18 protein-coding genes are annotated in these 19,590 nt (G+C 38.6%); 15 read left to right on the forward strand and 3 right to left on the reverse strand.

Annotation, left to right across the window (positions count from 1 at the left end):
* Positions 1-266: 266 nt before the first annotated feature.
* The 14 genes from I7H67_RS05355 to I7H67_RS05420 all read left to right on the forward strand — a co-directional run bounded on the left by I7H67_RS05355 (position 267) and on the right by I7H67_RS05420 (position 14,281).
* On the forward strand, positions 267-971 hold the full coding sequence (locus I7H67_RS05355) for a hypothetical protein (protein ID WP_198307297.1): 705 nt from the start codon (positions 267-269) through the stop codon (positions 969-971).
* Positions 972-1,112: 141 nt separating this feature from the next.
* Positions 1,113-1,430, forward strand: coding sequence for a hypothetical protein (locus tag I7H67_RS05360; RefSeq protein WP_005041709.1), 318 nt, complete (start codon positions 1,113-1,115; stop codon positions 1,428-1,430).
* Positions 1,431-1,598: 168 nt separating this feature from the next.
* Positions 1,599-1,793, forward strand: a complete 195-nt coding sequence (locus I7H67_RS05365) for a hypothetical protein (protein WP_034591023.1) — start codon at positions 1,599-1,601, stop codon at positions 1,791-1,793.
* 250 nt (positions 1,794-2,043) lie between these two features.
* Entirely contained in the window at positions 2,044-2,502 is a 459-nt protein-coding gene (locus tag I7H67_RS05370) for a hypothetical protein (protein ID WP_005303898.1), read from the forward strand.
* Positions 2,503-2,815: 313 nt separating this feature from the next.
* The gene (locus tag I7H67_RS05375; RefSeq protein WP_151767691.1) at positions 2,816-3,160 is read left to right on the forward strand and encodes a hypothetical protein; all 345 of its coding nucleotides are present in this window, start codon (positions 2,816-2,818) and stop codon (positions 3,158-3,160) included.
* A 180-nt stretch (positions 3,161-3,340) separates the two neighbouring features.
* Positions 3,341-4,285 (forward strand): DUF4424 family protein, encoded by a 945-nt coding sequence (locus I7H67_RS05380; protein ID WP_198307298.1) that lies wholly within the window; start codon positions 3,341-3,343, stop codon positions 4,283-4,285.
* Positions 4,286-4,377: 92 nt separating this feature from the next.
* Positions 4,378-5,175 carry an SDR family NAD(P)-dependent oxidoreductase gene (locus I7H67_RS05385; RefSeq protein ID WP_151823187.1) on the forward strand — a complete coding sequence of 266 codons (798 nt, stop codon included), beginning with the start codon at positions 4,378-4,380 and terminating at the stop codon, positions 5,173-5,175.
* 126 nt (positions 5,176-5,301) lie between these two features.
* Positions 5,302-6,213 carry a LysR family transcriptional regulator MumR gene (gene mumR / locus I7H67_RS05390; protein WP_005303905.1) on the forward strand — a complete coding sequence of 304 codons (912 nt, stop codon included), beginning with the start codon at positions 5,302-5,304 and terminating at the stop codon, positions 6,211-6,213.
* Positions 6,214-6,553: 340 nt separating this feature from the next.
* Positions 6,554-7,807: an NRAMP family divalent metal transporter gene (locus tag I7H67_RS05395; protein WP_081399177.1), complete on the forward strand. Its 1,254-nt coding sequence runs from the start codon at positions 6,554-6,556 to the stop codon at positions 7,805-7,807.
* A gap of 34 nt (positions 7,808-7,841) precedes the next feature.
* A complete protein-coding gene (locus I7H67_RS05400; protein WP_004793259.1) occupies positions 7,842-8,606 on the forward strand; it encodes a LamB/YcsF family protein in 765 nt (254 codons plus the stop codon).
* 2 nt (positions 8,607-8,608) lie between these two features.
* A complete protein-coding gene (locus I7H67_RS05405; RefSeq protein WP_198307299.1) occupies positions 8,609-9,424 on the forward strand; it encodes a putative hydro-lyase in 816 nt (271 codons plus the stop codon).
* A 32-nt stretch (positions 9,425-9,456) separates the two neighbouring features.
* Positions 9,457-11,040, forward strand: a complete 1,584-nt coding sequence (locus tag I7H67_RS05410) for an urea amidolyase family protein (protein WP_198307300.1) — start codon at positions 9,457-9,459, stop codon at positions 11,038-11,040.
* Complete coding sequence (locus I7H67_RS05415) at positions 11,040-12,758, forward strand: acetyl/propionyl/methylcrotonyl-CoA carboxylase subunit alpha (RefSeq protein ID WP_198307333.1); 1,719 nt, start codon at positions 11,040-11,042, stop codon at positions 12,756-12,758. Before I7H67_RS05410 ends, I7H67_RS05415 begins: the two co-directional genes overlap by 1 nt.
* Positions 12,759-13,060: 302 nt before the next feature.
* Complete coding sequence (locus tag I7H67_RS05420; protein ID WP_198307301.1) at positions 13,061-14,281, forward strand: chloride channel protein; 1,221 nt, start codon at positions 13,061-13,063, stop codon at positions 14,279-14,281.
* Positions 14,282-14,308: 27 nt separating this feature from the next.
* Here I7H67_RS05420 and I7H67_RS05425 read toward each other — a convergent pair whose 3' ends face one another.
* Positions 14,309-15,529: a reverse transcriptase/maturase family protein gene (locus I7H67_RS05425; RefSeq protein WP_151767702.1), complete on the reverse strand. Its 1,221-nt coding sequence runs from the start codon at positions 15,527-15,529 to the stop codon at positions 14,309-14,311.
* 1,288 nt (positions 15,530-16,817) lie between these two features.
* Between I7H67_RS05425 and I7H67_RS05430 the strand changes: the two genes are divergently transcribed.
* Positions 16,818-17,372 carry a TetR/AcrR family transcriptional regulator gene (locus tag I7H67_RS05430; protein ID WP_151767703.1) on the forward strand — a complete coding sequence of 185 codons (555 nt, stop codon included), beginning with the start codon at positions 16,818-16,820 and terminating at the stop codon, positions 17,370-17,372.
* Positions 17,373-17,424: 52 nt separating this feature from the next.
* Here I7H67_RS05430 and I7H67_RS05435 read toward each other — a convergent pair whose 3' ends face one another.
* Together I7H67_RS05435 and I7H67_RS19645 are read right to left on the reverse strand one after the other, a co-directional pair.
* Positions 17,425-17,853, reverse strand: coding sequence for a hypothetical protein (locus I7H67_RS05435; protein ID WP_151767704.1), 429 nt, complete (start codon positions 17,851-17,853; stop codon positions 17,425-17,427).
* A gap of 2 nt (positions 17,854-17,855) precedes the next feature.
* Positions 17,856-19,094 carry a S1 family peptidase gene (locus I7H67_RS19645; protein WP_227602531.1) on the reverse strand — a complete coding sequence of 413 codons (1,239 nt, stop codon included), beginning with the start codon at positions 19,092-19,094 and terminating at the stop codon, positions 17,856-17,858.
* Positions 19,095-19,590 lie beyond the last annotated feature (496 nt).

Genomic DNA, 19,590 nt, shown 5'->3' on the forward strand with positions numbered 1-19,590 from the left:
GATTGTCACGAAATTTTAACTTGATATTTAACTAAGGTAATTTTAGAATCCGCCCAACTAATTTTTAGGAGCTTCAATGTGAGTACTTGCTCGAGTGACGGTAGTCGATCGGTAATAGTCTAAGTATCCACTGAAGTCCTGACAGACCTCTTTTTGTGGATGCAAGAAGAGGTTTTTTATTTTCATCTTTTCATTTCTATTATGAACCCATGATTTATTCATGACAGGTTGCAGTACTTGCATGTGCTCCATAACTTATGGGAGTGATGCCAGTGTTATTTACTTTAAAGAAACGCTCACTTATTTCTGGTTTCTGTTTATTCGCATTATCTAACGCGAGTCATAGTGGACGACCTATGGTTGTTGACGATGCTGCTCTTGTTTCGCCAAAAACTTGTCAGCTAGAAACTTGGGCGCAGCATAACCCTGACAACAAAGAATATTGGGCAACACCAGCCTGTAATTTTGGTGGAAATTTTGAATTTGCGGTAGGGATGGGAAGAGTAAACGATGATACTGAGCACGTCAGTTATGCAACTTTACAAGGTAAAACTTTATTAAAACCCTTAGAAACGAATGATTGGGGAATCGGCTTTTCTTTTGGCACACAAATAAATGCTAATGATTCTTCAAAAAAAGATTGGACGGTCAACGTTCCTTTAAGTCTTTCTACATTAGATGATAAGTTTTTAATACATGCCAACCTTGGTTGGTTACGTGAAAATACTACGCATAAAAATCAAACTACGTGGGGAATTGGAACCGAAACACAACTTGCTCATCCATTAACACTCACTGCCGAAGTATATGGTAATGACCGAAATGATGCCTTTTACCAAACAGGTTTTCGATACATGGTCTATAAAGACCTTGTGCAATTAAACGCAAGTTATGGCAACCAAATGTCTCATCACAATAATGCTTTTTTCTCCGTCGGATTTGTATTTCTAACAAAGCCATTTTTACCTTAATGGTTTATGTGCATCTAAACCTATCAATAAATGTGACAGAATCTAACTTTTTATATCATGTAAATACGACTATCCTAATTGGACTTGAGCACATCCTTTTGAAGTGTTCGTTTTTTCGTTAGATTTTTAGGTATTTAAAAAATGAATAAAATGCACGTAACTTTAGCGGTCATTATTGGTTTAATTGTTGGTGGTGTAATAGGCGCTCTTGGTTACTCTAAAACTGCTGCACGTTATGACGCGATGACTACAGCCTGTGTTATGGTAAATCAAGCGGTTGAACATGGCATCTTGAAGCCAGAACAAGTGAAAGAGCTAGGTGAGCTAACAGGTCAAAGCCTTAAAAAAGATTATGAGTCAGTTGCATCCAAATTCAAATTCTCTGAAAAGCAATTAGGTAACGCATCTGAAGGTTCTAATTGTAGTCAGTTTATTGTTGGGGTAAATGCCGCAAAATAACCATTAGAAAGCCCACTTTTTGTGGGCTTTTTTATGAAGGCTATTTAGTGTGGCTACAAGATCAACTGAACATATGATCTATAAACTGCTATAATAATGATCAAAGTAAAATCTAAGCTTGCTCTAAAGGCAGGCTTTTTATATGTGCAGGCAAATCTGCTAGGAAATATGAAACGTTATTTAAAACCAACTCAATCAACAACTTCCACTTGGACCACAGAGCAAGACTGCTTCCTGATCGAAAATAACTTTCTTTCAATTCAGGAACTCATTGAACAGTTACCTTTTTCTGAAGAAGAAATACGAGTACGTAGAGCCGTTTTAGGTTTAGTGAGACGAGATAAACAGATGAAAACATATTAATTTTACCAAACGGTCAAAATAATATGAAAATAAATGTTTCTAATTATCTCTATTCAACCATTCATTTTTGCGGATGAGTTATCAAAACCATAATTTTTTTAGGTATTTTTATGGTGCACTTTACATAAAGTTCTAATTACTTACAAAGCACTCCAATAAGGATACCTTTAATTACACTACTTTAAGCATAATCAAAGACAGAAAACATTCATAGATCAGCACTTTATAACAATAGTACGGAGAGAGGTTAATGCCAAAGTATCTAGCTGTAGCCGAAAAGGTTTATAAAAATATTAAAAAAGATAGCTTATTCACTGATGACATTACTCAGAACCTTAACTGTTTAATTAGTCAGATTCGAAAAGCCATTAAAGGAACGGAGTTTAAGCTCAAGTTCAACTATATAGACTTTGAAGAAAACTTAACGAAACCGTTAAGTGAGTGCAAGGTCCAGATTGATTTGAGTGTTATGCCGAAGTTCGCAAATGAAGGTGAGTATCTTCTTTGGTTAGCTGGTTTTATCGAGCGAATCACAGAAGGGGGAAAACCTAAATTACCACCAATTTCGCATTTTTTGCCACCAGGTTTTAAGATGTCGAAAGATGCGTTTCCTGTGACTGTTGCTCCTGTAAAAGAAGAGCATGCTGACATGATCATCAATTATTTTAAATCTGAGGATTTTATTAAAACTAATAAAACTCCTTCATAAAAGAATATAGAAGTGAACGTCCACCTTGCTTCTATATACTGCTGGTTTTAAAGTTCAGCGACCGCCTTCTGGGGCGGTTTTTTTTACTCAAAAATAAAGACTGAGTTAACTTTTCTTTTTGAGTAAAGGCATATTTTTGAGAATATTAAATGTATATAAATATACTCAAGATTAACTAATTTTTATAAATAACAATATATTGGCTGTATTCTTTAATAAAGAGAAATATACACTTTTCACATAAGCCATGTGTCTAGTAACGCAATTAAACATTTAGCTGTTCATAATCTTTAAAAAAAGAGAGATGAATGATATGAATGAAAATGCAGAGCTTATAAAATATATAGACGTTGCTGAAAACGTCTATGAACGGGTCTATGAAAATAACCAAGTTTCCAATAATTTGATTGTTAACCTTAACCGCATTATGGCGGAAATCAAAAAGCAGGCCGAAGAAAAAGACCTAAAGTTGAAATATAAATCGATCGATTTTGAATATTGCTTGAGCTTACCTTTAGCAGATCGAGATATAAAAATTGACCTTAGTTTGATTCCTCACTTTGAACACCGTGATGAATGCATTTTATGGCTAACGAACTTTATAGGAAAAATAAGTGTGCCTAAAAAGATGACAAGACAAAAACTAACTTTTCATTAAATTTTTTAGACTTAAATAGGTAGGGTTGCCACCTAAAAGGCTTTTTTGAAAAATATAGAATAGATTACTCTGTTTACTTCTATGCATGGACGAAAAAATTAACAGCATCTGGACTTAAACAGTTATGCTTTATTGCAGATCGACATTTCATAATTAGAAAATGACATAGAGAACTTTAAAATGAAAAAGCTTGCAATAACCTTTGCTGTTTTGGTTCAACTATCGACCTATGGCTTAGCCAATGATTCTACGGGTTACGTTGGTACGGGTGGGATTCAATATCTCAAAAATTCGCAGATTGCCATGCAAAGCGAAGATCTATTTATTAGTAAAAAACTGATTAAGGTCGATTACCTCTATAAAAACCTAAGCAATAAAGAGGTCACTGAAACGATTTTATTTCCGCTACCGCGCATTGATAATTTTTTTGAGTCTGATTTTGCCCACACAGAAGAACTTCTAAAAAGTTTTAAGATTGTGGTGGATGGGAAAAATATAAAACCGGAAATGCATGTCAGAACGTTTATTCAAAAAGATGAAAAATCGCCTCTGATTGATGCAACAGATGAGTTTAAGCAATGCGGTTTTAGTGAAAAAGATATGCTCAACCCGTGGCTGCGTAATAACTATGATTATGAATATTATGTAGATAAGTTAAAGAAGTGTAATAAGCCACAAATACAGAAAATTTTAGCCAATTTTAAAAAAGATGATGTAATTCCGTGGTCATCTCAAGTGATCTATAGTTGGAAGCAGACCTTTAAAGCCAATAGTTTGACTAAAATTCAGCATGAATATAAACCGTTAGTGGGTGGTTCAGTTGCTCTCTATCCAGACGAATATAACCAGCAATTTTGTATGGATAAACAATTTAAGCAGGGTTTAAAAAAAGCCAGTTCAGAAAATTCGCCGTTTAGTGCTTTGGGCTATATTTTGACGACAGGTGCAAATTGGGCAAAGCCGATTGAAAACTTTAAGTTAACCATTGAGCGCGATAAAGACGAACTGGTTTCATTTTGTTGGAATGGGCCAGTTAAAAAGATTAGCCCAACTCAATTTCAAATGACTAAAACCAAGTTTGTACCTAAAAATGACCTAGATATTATTTTTGTCAAAGTTAAATAAGCTCATACAAACTCTCAACTGTATAGAATTGCATCACTCTTGATTGTGTGACATAACTTAATGATGGCACATAATAACAAGAGGATGCCGCAATGTTGTTTAAGGGAAAAGTGGCTGTCATTTTTGGAGGTAGTGGTGCAATTGGCACTGCAATTGCGAAGGTTTTTGTTCGTGAAGGTGCACATGTTTATTTGTGTGCAAGAGATATAAATAAACTTCAAAATATTGCGGCACAACTACAAAAACATGAAGACGTAGTACATACCGTTAGTGTTGATGTGTTAGACAGTCAGTCAATTAATAATACCGTGGCTCAAATTACTCAAGATACAGGTGGGCTCGATTTAGTCATCAATGCGACCAGTTTTATACATAATCAAGGCAAAGAAATTTTGGAATTAAACCTTGATGAGTTCGTTGGGGGAATAAACCCATTTCTAACGGCGCAGTTTAATATATCTAAAGCTGTGGTGCCTTTTATGGGTGGTGATCGTGGCGGAACAATGATTTCAATTGTGGCACCTTCAGCTCGGATGGCAATACCGGGCCATCTAGGGCATATTGTGGGCTGTGCCGGAATCGAAGCTTTTATTAAAGCACTGGCTAGTGAGCTAGGGCCTAAGAATATACGAGTACTGGGTGTTCGCTCACATGCAATTGTTGACGCTGTTCAAGCTGGTTCATACACGCGTGAATTATTTGAGTCAAAAGCACAGGCAATGGGGCTCAGCATAGGACAATGGCTAGAGGGGGCGGCTCAAGGCACTATGCTAAAACGGCTACCAACACTTTCACAAGTTGCAGAAACTGTCGCTTTTCTTGCATCGGAGCATGCGAACTCAATGACGGCAACAGTGGTAAACATGACCGCTGGTGCAATAGTTGATTAGTACTGAGCTTGATATTAATGATAAAGATTTAAATCGATTTAAATAAAAATGAATAAATGGCTAGCCTAATCAGGCTAAGAACTCACATACTATAAAAGTAAAGGAATTTTGAAGACAGGATGAAACGTGAATTTAAAGAATCTTGAAGCATTTTATTGGGTTGTGACTTTAAATAGCTTCAATAAGGCTGCGACTAAATTGCAAACTACCCAGCCTGCGGTATCTCAAAAAATCACATCTCTTGAAAATGAATTAGGCTTTAAAGTTTTAGATCGAAACTATCGGCAGTTTAAACCGACTCATAAAGGCTTAACTTTATTTAAGTACGCCGAAAAATTTATGCGCCTAGAAACCGATCTGGTCGCAGAACTGACCGAAAACCAGCACCTGACTGGCACCATTCGTTTAGGCGTTTCCGAAACCATTGTTTATACGTGGTTAGTTGAATATATCGAAAAGGTTCAACAAGAGTTCCCAAAAATTTCAGTAGAAATTGTGGTAGACCTGACACCGAACTTACAAGAAGGTGTTCGGACAGGCGATTTAGACATGGCTTTTTTGCTTGGACCAACGCTGGCTTTTGAGTGTATTGAACAGGCCTTATGTGATTTTGAATTAAGTTTCTTGGCTTCACCTTCCTTTAAAGGCGGTGTAGCTCAAATGTCTTTTAAAACATTAATGTCACATACCATTTTAACTTACCCCAAAATTACCTATCCCTATAAAGAATTGAAAGCCAGAATGAAAGAACAAGGAATTGATGAACCACTCTCAATTACCAGTTATTCATTAGCGACTTTATTGCGTTTAGCCGAGCAGGGCCTAGGTATTGCTGTTGTACCGACTTTAACGGCGCTAAAAGAAATTACCGATGGACGACTAGAAATATTAAATACTCCCATTCAATTAAAGACCTTTCATTTCACTTCAATCTACATTCAAGGAAATGATGTTGCCTTGAAAGAAAAACTAACTGAAGTTGCCGTTAGGGTGTCGGAAAGTGCCATGAAAAGCCTCAATGAGAAAATCCAAAAATAAGCGATACTTTTATTTCGCATAAAATATTTTTTATTATTTTAAATAGGCTGCTTGCATGCAAAGTCATAAAAGCAGCTTATCTCGTTCAATAAGTAAAACTTATCCTGCTTTTTTAATAAGATATAAATCTTTTAAAATCAAATGCTTGAATTTTTAATTTTATGTAAAAAGTCTTATTGTCCGTAAGGTTTAGCTATGTTTTTATTTTAGATACAAGATTTGATCACCGATTGTGCTGATTGGGGAACAGGGAATCTTTGTCATTTTAAAGGATTAAAGAATATTGTTTGGGAAAAATGATGTTCTTGGTTCAACTTGCAAATAGCGTTGTTAAGCTCAAATGGATGAGGAACGCATTAATATGTCTTTACTGAAATCTTCTTTTTTATCAGATCGCCAATGGGCCATTGTTGCCTCAATCTTTATGATGGCGACCTCTGCAATGGGGCCAGGATTTTTAACCCAAACTGCTGTATTTACAGTCAAGCTAGGTGCAGCATTCGGCTTCGCAATTTTAGTTTCCATTCTGATTGATTATGTAGTTCAACAAAATATTTGGCGAGTGGTCACACTTACTCAAATGCGTGCATCAGATATTGCCAATAAAGCATTACCGGGTAGTGGTTATTTACTGGCGTTTCTGGTGATTTTGGGTGGTTTTTTCTTTAGTGTCGGTAACATTGCAGGTGCAGCTTTAGGTTTAAATGCACTTTTTGGCCTAGACACAAAGTGGGGCGGTATTTTAAGTGGTGCATTAGCCATTTTGATTTTTGCATCAAGAAAAGCAACGCTTGCCATGGATAAAAGTATGATCGTGTTGGGATTGCTTAAAATCCTACTGATTATTATTGTTGCCGTCATTGTAATGCCTCCTGTGGGCCAGGCTGTACACCAAACCTTTGCTCCAGACCAAATCGATTTTGCCATTATTACCACCATTGTTGGCGGTACAGTTGGTGGCTATATCTGCTATGCAGGTGCCCATCGTTTACTCGATAAAGGCGCTGTTGGCCCTGAAAATATTGATGAAGTTGCGAAAGCTGCGACCAAGGGCATTATTGTTGTCGGCATCATGCGCTACGTGTTGTTTTTAGCGTTTTTAGGTGTGGTGGTGAGTGGCGCAACAATTGATTTAGCCAGCCATGACGCCAATCCAGCAGCTCAAGCATTCCAATATGCAGCGGGTACATTTGGTTTTAAATTATTTGGTTTAATTTTCTGGGCAGCCGGTATTAGTAGCACTATTGGCGCAGCATATACTTCAGTGTCATTCTTTACTGCGTTTAAAAAGAACTTAACACCAAAACAAACCAACTATACAACCATTACCTTCATTGCATTAGCTTTATTGCTTTATGTGTTATTGGGTGCAACTCCAGCAGGTCTACTCATTTTTGTAGGTGGTTTTAACGGATTGGTGTTGCCAATTGGTCTTACAATTTTTGTGTATGTTGCTGCGTGCCGTAAAGATTTAATGGGTAATTATAACTATCCAAAATGGTTGCTTATTTTGGGTGGGTTAACATGTCTATTGACATGGTGGATGGGCTATATGTCATTTACGACAGTATTTAACTATTTGACCAAGCTTTAAGCCAGACTGCGTGAAGTAATAAAGGAATAATGCCATGTTTGTAGATTTAAATAGTGATTTGGGTGAAAGCTTTGGTTCATGGAAAATGGGTAATGATGACCAGATTTTACCTGTCGTGACCAGTGCCAATATTGCTTGTGGCTTCCATGCTGGCGACCCACTTGGCATCTTAAAAACGGTTCGTAAAGCAGTGGAGCTTGGTGTGACCGTTGGTGCTCATGTGTCTTACCCAGACCTTGTAGGCTTTGGTCGCCGTAATATGGATTTATCACGTGATGAACTGATTGCCGATGTGCTTTATCAAATTTCTGCACTCGATGGTTTGGCGAAAGTGGCAGGCTCAAAAGTGCAATACGTTAAACCGCATGGCGCGCTTTATAACACCATTGCACATGACCAAGCTCAGGCAGCAGCTGTGATTGATGCGATTAAAATGTATAACCCTGAATTGGTTTTAGTGGCTTTGGCTGGATCGAACTTAGTCGAGCAGGCACGAGCTGCTGGTTTAAAAGTAGTCTCTGAAGCATTTGCAGACCGTGCCTATAACAGCGATGGTTCACTGGTGTCTCGTCGTTTGGAAGGTGCGGTTTTACATGACTCGGCATTTGTTGCGAGCCGTGTGGTTTCAATGCTTAAAAATGGTGGGGTAGAGTCAATTGACGGTGTATTTACTCCAATTCAGGCCGACACCATTTGCCTACATGGCGACACTGACGGTGCACTAGAAATGTCAGCAGCCATTAAAGCCGAGCTTGTAAAAAATAATATTGAAATTCGCCCGTTTGTAAACAAAGCATAAGGATGAGCACAATGTATAAGGATATTAAAGTCGACCCAGCTCAGCTTGAAGCCGCTTTAGATGCGCGTTTAAAAATCCGTGCAGGTTTTGATAAGCCGACAGCAGGTATGGCTGCGGGCATGACTCAGGTCAACATGATTTCGGTGCCAAAAGAGTGGGCATATGACTTTTTACTCTATGCACACCGTAACCCGCAAAGCTGCCCAGTGCTTGATGTGCTCGAAGAAGGTATCTATGCAACTAAGCTTGCAGCAGACTCAGACATTCGAACCGACTTTCCGCGTTATCGCATTTGGAAAGATGGCGAAATGGTCTATGAAGTGACCGATGCGAGCGAGATTTACAACGCCCATCCTGATTTGGTGACTTTCTTAATTGGCTGTAGTTTTTCGTTTGAAACAGCTTTGCAAGAAGCGGGTATTGAAGTTCGCCATATTCATGACGATACCAATGTACCGATGTATCTGAGCAATATTCAGTGCCAACCGGCAGGGCGTATTTCAGGAAATATGGTGGTTTCTATGCGACCAATTCCATCGCATCAAATTAGTGAAGCGGTAAAAATTACAGCACGTATGCCAAGTGTACATGGCGCACCTGTACATATTGGTCACCCTGAAAGTTTAGGAATTTCAGATGTAAACAAGCCTGATTTTGGTGATGCTTCTCGTATTGAAGCGGGTGAAATTCCAGTGTTTTGGGCATGTGGGGTAACACCGCAAGCCGCCGTTATGAACTCGAAAATTCCTTTTGCGATTAGTCATGCACCAGGTCACATGTTTATTACCGACATTCCTGACCGCGCTTGGATTGGCTAATTGGACTAAAGAAGAATTAAAAGGATAAGCAAATGCGTTTTTTATCGGTAAACGCCGATTGTTTCTTGATTGAGCTTGCGAGCCTAGAAGAAACTTTGGCGTTGTACAATAAATTGCAAAATACGCAATTGAATGGAATTAAAGACTTAGTCCCTGCTGCAAAAACAATTTTGGTTTTTTTCAATGAGATCGAAACCAACTTTAAAACGCTGGTCGCTGCAATTCAGAGCCTCAAAGTTGATTCTGGCTTTGAGCGTAGCAGCCAAGAAGTGATTGTGCCGATTCGTTACGATGGTGAAGACCTTGCTCAGGTTGCCGAGCTACAAGGTTTGTCTATTGCCGATGTGATTAGAAAACACCACCAAAGCGTGTGGAATGTCGCTTTTATTGGTTTTGCACCGGGCTTTGCTTATATGAGTAGTCCCGATAAGCCTTTTACCGATATTCCGCGCTTAACGGTTCCGCGTAAAAAAATACCGTCAGGTTCTTTGGGCTTGGCTGGGAAATACTCTGGTATTTACCCAAAAGACAGTCCGGGTGGCTGGCAGCTTATTGGTACAACATCAGAAAAAATGTGGGATTTAGAGCGTAAAAATCCTGCATTGCTGTTACCGGGCATGACCATCCATTTTGAAGATGTTACGCATAGCCCAACAACCGTAAATGTACCGCAGCAAATTACTCGTACGGTTGAGCCGAAACAATCTGTACCGTTGTTTACGATCACTGCACCAAGTTTACAGATGCTCATTCAAGACGAAGGGCGTTTAAACCAGACCAATATTGGAGTTGGCGTGGCTGGTGCAATGGATTTGTCGGCCATGCACAGTGCTAACCGTGTTGTGGGTAATCCAACCGATACACCCGTCATTGAAGTTTTAAATGGCGGCCTAAAAGCCAAAATGCAGCATGCAGGCGTTATTGCAGTTGCAGGTGCTATTTCAAACATTCGAGTGAAATTTGCTGATGGTCAAACCGTAGACTTTGAAAGCTATCAACCGATTGATTTGGATGAAGGTGATGAATTTCAAATTCAGCCACCGACAGCAGGGCTTCGAAATTATTTGGCTATTCGTGGTGGCATAGACGTTGAACCTGTACTCAATAGTGCCTCGTTTGACAGCTTAGCGGTGTTAGGGCCAGAGCCTTTAAAGCTCGGAGATACGATTTATCTAGGACAGGTTAAGGCAGCTAACATTAGTGTAAATGAAGTGGGCAAGTTCGATTTGCCAAAAGCTGGTGATATGGTTGAGCTAGATATTGTGATGGGGCCACGCACTAACTGGTTTGAACAAGACAGTATTGAACTGCTCTGTCAGCAAGAGTGGCTCGTGACCAATGAAAGCAACCGCGTTGGGCTAAGACTTTCAGGTGAGCAGCCTTTAACTCGCAAAATTACCCATGAACTGGAAAGTGAAGGCACATGCATTGGTGCTTTGCAGATTCCACCGAGTGGTCAGCCGGTTTTGTTTATGAATGATCACCCTTTAACGGGCGGATATCCGGTCATTGGCGCTGTTGCTAAACACCATTGGGATTTGGTGGCGCAGATACCAGCAGGTTGCCGCATCAAATTTAAAAAAATTGCCGAATTTACAGATTTTGAGAATGAATGATGAATACAGAAAAATTATTGATTGCTAACCGTGGTGAAATTGCCGTTCGTATTATTCATGCTTGCCGTGATATGGGTATTTCATCGGTCGCGTTATATGCAGATGACGACATTGGCAGCATGCATGTCGAACTTGCAGATGAAGCATGGGGCTTGGCTGGTGCTACCGCCAGCGAAACCTATTTAAATATTCCTGCCATTATCGAAATTGCAAAAAAATCAAAAGCGACGATGGTGCATCCGGGTTACGGCTTTTTATCTGAGCGTGCTGAGTTTGCCCAAGCCGTGATTGATGCAGGTTTAAAATGGGTCGGGCCATCACCAAGCGCTATTGAAAAACTAGGCGATAAAATCGAAGCACGTAAAATTGCTGCTTCGGTGGGTGCGCCGTTGGTTCAAGGTACGCAAGACCCACTTAATAATGCAGATGAAGCTTTAGAGTTTGCTAAACAATTTGGTTTACCGATTGCCATTAAAGCGGCATTTGGTGGCGGTGGCCGCGGCTTAAAAGTCGCGTGGAAACTCGAAGAAGTCAAAGAGCTTTATGAGTCGGCAGTACGTGAAGCAAAAGCTGCCTTTGGCCGTGGTGAATGTTTTGTCGAGCAATATCTTGATAAACCGCGCCATGTAGAAGCGCAAGTGATTGCTGACCAACATGGAAACATTGTGGTGCTTGGCACACGTGATTGTTCGTTGCAACGCCGTAACCAAAAGTTAGTTGAAGAAGCGCCCGCGCCATTTATTAGCGATGCGATTTATCAGCAAATTTTAACCTCGGCAAAAAACATTTGTCAGGCTGCAAACTATGTGGGTGCGGGAACAGTTGAATATTTACTGAGTCGTGACGGCAAACTTTCATTTTTAGAAGTAAACACGCGTTTGCAAGTCGAGCACCCAGTGACCGAAGAAACCTCAAAAGTTGATTTGGTGGTTGAGCAAATTCGTGTTGCGCAAGGTGAAGTGCTTTCTATTAAAGAAACACCAAAAGCACAAGGTCATGCCATCGAGTTTCGTATTAATGCCGAAGACCCAGCACGTGGTTTTATTCCGGCGTTTGGTGTGTTGAGTTTATTTGAAGCGCCGTTTGGTAACGGTGTACGAGTCGATACAGGTGTTCGCACGGGTTCATTAGTATCTAGTCACTTCGACTCACTCATGGCAAAACTGATTGTCACTGGTCCAACCCGCGAAGTTGCAATTGCTCGCGCTAAACGTGCTTTAAAACAATTTAAAATTGAAGGCGTGGCATCAGTTTTAGACTTTCACCGCGCGGTACTCAATGAGCCTGACTTTACAGATGAGTTTAATGTACACACGCGTTGGATCGAAAACGACTTTAAACAAGAGTTGAAACCGACTAAACGCGGCATTCCAAACCATCAACAACCGATGTTGCTGAGCTACATTGAAATTGATGGCAAGTTACACCGCTTAGGTTTACCTGCGGGTATGTTTGCACAAGGCCCAGCAACCGCAGTTCAAGCACAATCAGCCGAGCCAGAAGTGAGTGCCGAGCATTTACTTGCTCCAATTAATGGTGTGATTAGTGCTTGGAAAGTCGAAAATGGTGAGCAAGTTACCGAAGGCCAAGTGGTTGCCATTATGGAAGCCATGAAAATGGAAGTGCAGGTACTGGCACATCGCAGTGGCGTTATTCAGATTAGTGCAGAGAAAGGCGCGACCTGCCATGCAGAAACTGTGATTGGTAGCATTAATTAAGTTTTGAATAAATGATTTGGCCTGATTTTGTTTTTAGTTTGATCGGGTCAAATCAAATGCTTATTTATTAACTCAGTCAGCTATTTTCACAGTACTCGTTAACCATTTTCAACTTGAAAGCCAGAAAGGGTTATGAGATATTTCGCCCTGTTTGGTGATATCAAAATTAATCACTGTATTGAAAGCTCGCCTATGCGAGCTTTAATTTTTAGCCCAGTTTAAGCATTTCTCACTTAATGAGCTGGCTGCATAAAAAAATTGAGAATTTATCATCCATTTTAAAGGCTAATTGAAGAACGCGAATGAAAATTCTACCTTCATCTGAATATGATCAAATTCTAAAATACAGTGTCTATTGGCTCGTCATCTCTGTGGTGATTGGAGTCGTCGCGGGGTTGGCCTCGACTTTAATTTTTGTGGCTTTTGATATTTCAAATAAAGTCCGAAGTCTGCATCATTGGCTCATCTACTTTTTGCCTTTTATCGGGTTTGGTATTGGTTATCTCATTAAAAAATATGGTTCACCGATTGAGCGGGGAACTCATTTACTCCTTGATGAAATTCACCAGCCTAAGTCCTTTATTCCGAAACGGATGAGTCCCATCATTTTTATCACCTCAATTTTAACCCAGTTGTTTGGTGGTTCGGCGGGGCGTGAGGCACCAGCTGTTCAGCTTTCGGGTGCTTTAATTGATCATTTAAGTCATATATTAAAAATCTCGGAAGACAACCGAAAAATCTGTTTAATCGCCAGTATTGGTGCTGGCTTTGCAGGGGTGTTTGGTTTACCTCTGGCAGGTGCAATTTATGGTTTAGAAATTACTGCTTTAGGTAATTTAAGATATTCAGCCATTTTCCCATGTTTTGTGTCGGCGCTTATTGCATCGACCATCCCTGAGCTATTCGATATTGTTCATCCACATATTTACTACGTCATTAGTGAGTTTCCAGCCATTCATTTTGGCACGCTCATGAGTTTAATTGCGGCAGGGCTAGTTTTTGGTTTAGCTGCGCGTTTCTTTATTGCTGCTATTCATTTGGCAAGTGATCTCTTTTATAAGTACATTCGCTACTTACCATTAAGAACCATGGTCGGTGGTATTGTGATTATGTTACTTACCTTGTTCACTGCGCATCAGCAATACAATGGTTTGGGTACAGATAAAATCATTGCATCTTTTTATGTGCCGATTGAGTTTTATGACTTTTTTAACAAGACTGTTTTTACCGCTATTACTTTAGGTTCAGGTTTTAAAGGTGGTGAAATTACGCCGTTGTTCTACGTGGGTGCGACATTAGGTAATGCTTTAGGTGCGGTTTTAAACCTACCACTTTCATTACTTGCAGGCTTAGGTTTGGTGAGTCTGTTTTCTGGGGCGAGTAAGGCACCATTAACGTCTATTATTTTAGCTGTTGAGCTATTTGGAATGAATGTTGCCACTTACGCCATCATTACTTGTTTATTGGCAGCGTTATTTTCAGGAGATTGTGGGTTGTATCGCCGTAAAAAGTTGATGGATTGATTAAACCTTTCTATGTAGTTGAGTAGATTAAGTTAAACCAAGAAATTTTCTATTTTCACTAGAAAGAGAACTTAAGTTAATATTTAAACCACCAACTCCGTATATTCTATGGAGAACTTTCTGATGTAAATCAATCATATGGTTTTCAAGTTCAGTGTAGTTAGTAATACAATCTGAGTATGCAGCTTTATAGCCAGATATACGTGATTCAATAGCAATCCCAAGGTTAGCTAACTTAATATTACTATCCAATAGTTGTTTGATTGAGCCTAATTGTAGTAATTCAATACGGATCATTTGTAATTGTTCATTTGTCAAAATAAGCTCATAGTCAGCATTACATTTATTCTTACTTAAACCTAATCCTAAAAACTCAACTGTTTCGTCTGGGTTGTAAATTACTGTTTTTGAATTTAATTCACCAAGTAGGGGAATATCTAAATCTAATTTTTTTAAAGATGTACGGCAAAAACTGTCAATTTGTTCACATTCATCCTTACTCTTAGCAAAGAAAATTAAATCATCGGCATATCTTACAGCACTAAAACCAGTAGCTTTAATCTCATTATCAAAATTTCCTAAAAATAAATTTGCAAAAAAAGGAGACAAAGGCATTCCTTGACGGACACCATGTCCTCTTCTAATTCCAAGTTTTTTAATCCTTGATGCTTGAGAATTTGAAGTGATACGCACTTCACGATTTATTATCGAAAATAATAATGGATGTAGAGAACGATGTTTAACTAAAGATTTAATTTTTTCCTTAAGCTTTTCACGGTCTACATTATCGAAGAATGCAGTGATATCAGTTTTATAAACCCAATTGTGCGTTTTACGAAGCTCACAGGCTTTTCTAGCTGCATCCTTGACTGTTTTTTTAGTGATAAAACCATAGCTTATCCCATTATCAAGTTGATTATGATAATAATTGTTCAATACATTTAATAAGGCTCGTTGTACTACACGGTCTTCAATAGTCGGTACACAAATTAACCTATATTTACCATTCGATTTAGGAACTAAAAATGGATGGAGATCATTAAATGCATAGCATCTATCTAACAACTTTTTTGAAATTTTTTTCAATAACTGTTTTTTATTATGATTAAAATCATTGAGGCTTATATTATTTAAATCCAAAGAGTTTTTAGATTGTTTTTTTGAATTTTTCCAAATATGGTCCCAAGCTTCTTCAAGATTAGCAAGGCTCGCAACCTGAACTAATGCAGTTTTTACTTTTTTTGTCATCGTAATTCTTGCCGCAAATGTCTAACCCTAGGTTTGCGTTAAAGAGGTGGAATCTCATGACTACTCAGCCCGTCATGGGCGAATGAATAGTCCAGAGACACGCCAGTGACCCATGACCAACTAGTGACCGTGGTATCAGTATGCCGCTTGGATACGTGCAGCGCAACTCGCAAAGAGATGCAAACCGTAAACCGCGCAACCGCCGCCGAGCAAATGAGAATGAGACGCAATAACAAATTATTTAACTCACTCAAATCCAAATCCTCCCAATAACAAATGTGTAAATGACTTAATAGGGCGCAAATACCGTATGAAAGCCAATCGAAAACACAGCCAGAGTGAGGTGGCGACTTACGCGCTTCCCCATCCGTGCTCATGGGCTGCCCCACGCGCTCTTTACCCGCCTTCCCGACATTACCTAGGGAAGAAGACGGGTCCAAGCTAGAAATCTCATGACTACTCAGCCCGTCATGGGCGAATGAATAGTCCAGAGACACGCCAGTGACCCATGACCAACTAGTGACCGTGGTATCACAATGCCGCTTGGATACGTGCAGCGCAACTCGCAAAGATGAAAATTAGAAGCTACGTTCTAACAATAATGAGGATAATGGTTTATTTTTCAAGAACAAAATCAAATTATTTATAAAAAATTAAATCTACTGGTTTTTTATCTAGGTATTTAGTTGATTGTCCATTTAGTTATATTTTTCTTACATCTTCAACCGCTCTACTTTAATACGATTGTCATTTCGTACGCTTGACGCCAACAAGTACGAATACTATCCTTTGTGTGCTGGCCACATTGCCAGCCGACTTTGACAGGTCGGATAGCCAACGCACACGAAAAAGTCTCTCTTTTTTGTGGGCATCCCTGCGTGCCCCCTCTGCGGTGGAACGGGAGGGGGACACCTTCGGGTGTGCTGATCTTTTGGCTATCAGTCTGTCAACCTTCTCTCGTTTCACCACCATTATTTGACAGTAATGTGGTGAAGCTTCTTTATAGCCAAAGGAGTTCGCTCATGCGTACTAATTCATCTCAGTTATTGGCCTTTGCCAAACTTTCTCTAGCCATACCGCTTAACTGGTCTTTAAAACGCTTTAACCGTTTGTAGGTTTTCTACGACCTTAAATCGTTACGTCTAAAAAATCATAGCAACAATAAAACCGAGATAGGTGAGCACACCTTTAGTGCCGCTTTTGCATGCCTGTTTTTAGCACTCATTTTAAGAGTAACGGCATTTCTATCTCTTTTAGATACAACAAAAAATTATTTTAAGCGGTATACATGAAAAATTTAGAATCTTCATTTAGAGCACTGCGCGTGCTTCACGTAGCAAAAGATTTATTTAATCAAGATGGCTTTCATAAAGTCGGTGTCGACCGAATTATTGCAGAAGCCAAAATTCCCAAAGCTACTTTCTATAACGACTTTCACTCAAAAGAACGACTGATCGAGATGTGTCTGACTTTTCAAAAAGATGCGCTCAAAGTAAAAGTATTTTCCATTCTTAATTCATACAAAGAGCAAATGGTGCTAGATAAACTTAAGCAGATTTACCTATTACATGCCGACTTAAATAGTTTTTATCATTTGCCCTTTAAAGCCATTTTTGAAATTGAAAAGCTCTACCCAAAAGCCTATAGCGTGGTGATTGAATATAGAACTTGGCTAATCAACGAAATTTATAAACTACTTTTAACCGTCAAAACTACGGCTTCAATGAAAGACGCCCACATGTTTTTGTTCGTGATTGATGGGGCAATGGTGCAGCTTTTAAGTAAAAACAGTGTAGATGAGCGAGACAAGCTACTCGAGTATTTTTTAATAATGCTGTCTTAGAGAGAAATCCACACACGTTCTAAAAGTAAAAGCCCGTAATTGGGCTTTTTATTTACTTTTTAGTAATAGGATCTATAAGTTGATTGATAATAATCCCTTTATTCAGGTCACAAGCAGTATCAGGTTTAACGATCCAGTTGTAGTCATTCAAATTAAGGGGATACGCTTCTCCACTACCATAAGCAATAGTGTCACCATCTTTATATTGTTTTGAGTCAACAATTAAAAGGTGCTTATTGCTATCCCAATGAGCATCTTTAGTCGCAAAAATAGGAAGGACTCGATCACTTGCATGCATAAAATAGACACAAGAGCCTTCAATTTTGATTTGTGCCTCACTATAGCTTGCATTATCAGCACCACCTGAGTAAGCAATTTTCGGCACAATAATTTTATTTTGGGGCTGAGGAGGATTAGTACATCCATTAAGCAAGATGACCAATCCAGTTAGAAGAGTAATTAAAATATTTTGTTTATTCATACTTAATATACTAATGAAAAGCCTAAATTATAAAGTTCGTCAGTAGACATGTAATAGTATTCATTACATTGTTCAGCTCCAGTGCCTGAAGTCGAGGTTCCTTTTAATAAACCAAATGCAGTTTGCGAGGCAAAAACAGGACCACCACTGTCACCTGGATAGCACTTTAATGTCCCATTACCTGTACCTGATGCTGTTCCTTTTACTCGAACCCAAACAGGACTACAGGTCTGGCCATTACACGCATTATCATAGGTGGGAGCATAGTTTATCTGTGCTACGTAGCCACAACTATATCCAGTTGTTCTGCCTTGATGACAAACATTATCACCTTGTGTTGTATTTGTTCTCGTTCTCCTACCAGTTAATACTCGGGGAGTAGTTTGAGAGTCGGCATAAAACTCAGGTGTTATTGTATTTGCTGACGAAACTGAATGCCATTGAACATCTTGTGAAGCATTGCGTCTTTCACTTACAAATGTAAGTGCCGCACCACTGGCATTATCTTGAAGGGAGTTATCGCAATGGCCAGCTGTAGTCATATATCTAGTGCCTGCACTATTTTTTATACCAAAACCAGATGTGCAATAAGATGCCGATGAGGAAACTAAAGCACCTCCACGAATACTCGCAGCATCTGTTACTTTTTGGTTTGTATATTCAATTCTAAAAGGTAAACCTTTGTTTTGACTAGAGAGAGTATTTAATTTTTGTTCTAATGTAGATTTACTAGTCTTTCCATCGGTATAAACTAATAAGCCAATCTCACCATTTTTTTCATCATACCAAGTAGCTTGAAGATCAGGAAAAAGCTTTTTTAAATTAGGGATATTAGTTTTTAATCTAGTTAAACCTTCAGCGAGAGTTTCATTAGCTCCTGTTTGAAATTCTACTGGTATATCTAAATCTGTATTGTTAAGAGAACCAAAATTTCCTCGTACTTTCCCCATAAAATTCTGGATGGGTTGTCCACCCTTTAAACGAACAATAATTTTATAAGTAGGGTCATGTTCAATATAAATACCTGCTAAACGTGAACTATATTGTTGTTTAATCTGATTTATTAAAGGTTCTTTTGAATTTTGAATAATTAGCCGTTTTTTTGCTTCATTTAAGCTAACTCTATGATCTTTTATATATTCATTTGCTTGAGTGGTTAATTCATTATCAATAGTAGCAGCAGTAACTTGAAAAGAGCATATTGCTATAAAACTTGCTAGGGTAGTAACAATAAGTTTCATATTTTTTTCCTGTTTTATGAAATTAATTAGGTTTGTTATTACTCTTATTTAAAATAGTGAATAAAATTTGACCAAGTGTTAAAAAATGTAATTTATAATATATGTGTTTGTATATTTAAAATTTATTTATCTTTCTGTATAGCTCCATTCCCCACATCTTTTAGTTGTATATTTTACAATTTAAGCTTGTTAATAATATTAACTTTCATCTATGGCTAAAATTAATAGTAAACAGATGCTTATACTATTTTATGCAAGTAGTGTTTTGACTCGGCATGACAATCCAAATTTAAAGTTAAATCGCTGAGTGGAATCCAGCCCAAGGGGGGAGTTCTTTTATAGCTGGGTGACTAACAGGGTTTCTTTATGAAGTATGAATTCTTCTATATATTCTATTTTCTGGATGTATAGCTTTAATGAGTCAAAAATATAATTAAATTAATGTTCAATAGGCTTGAAACAAATTTAAAAGCCTCCTATTGGTTCATACTATCTA

It is taken from the genome of Acinetobacter sp. ACIN00229, from assembly GCF_016106645.1.
Taxonomy (GTDB): Bacteria; Pseudomonadota; Gammaproteobacteria; order Pseudomonadales; family Moraxellaceae; genus Acinetobacter; species Acinetobacter oleivorans.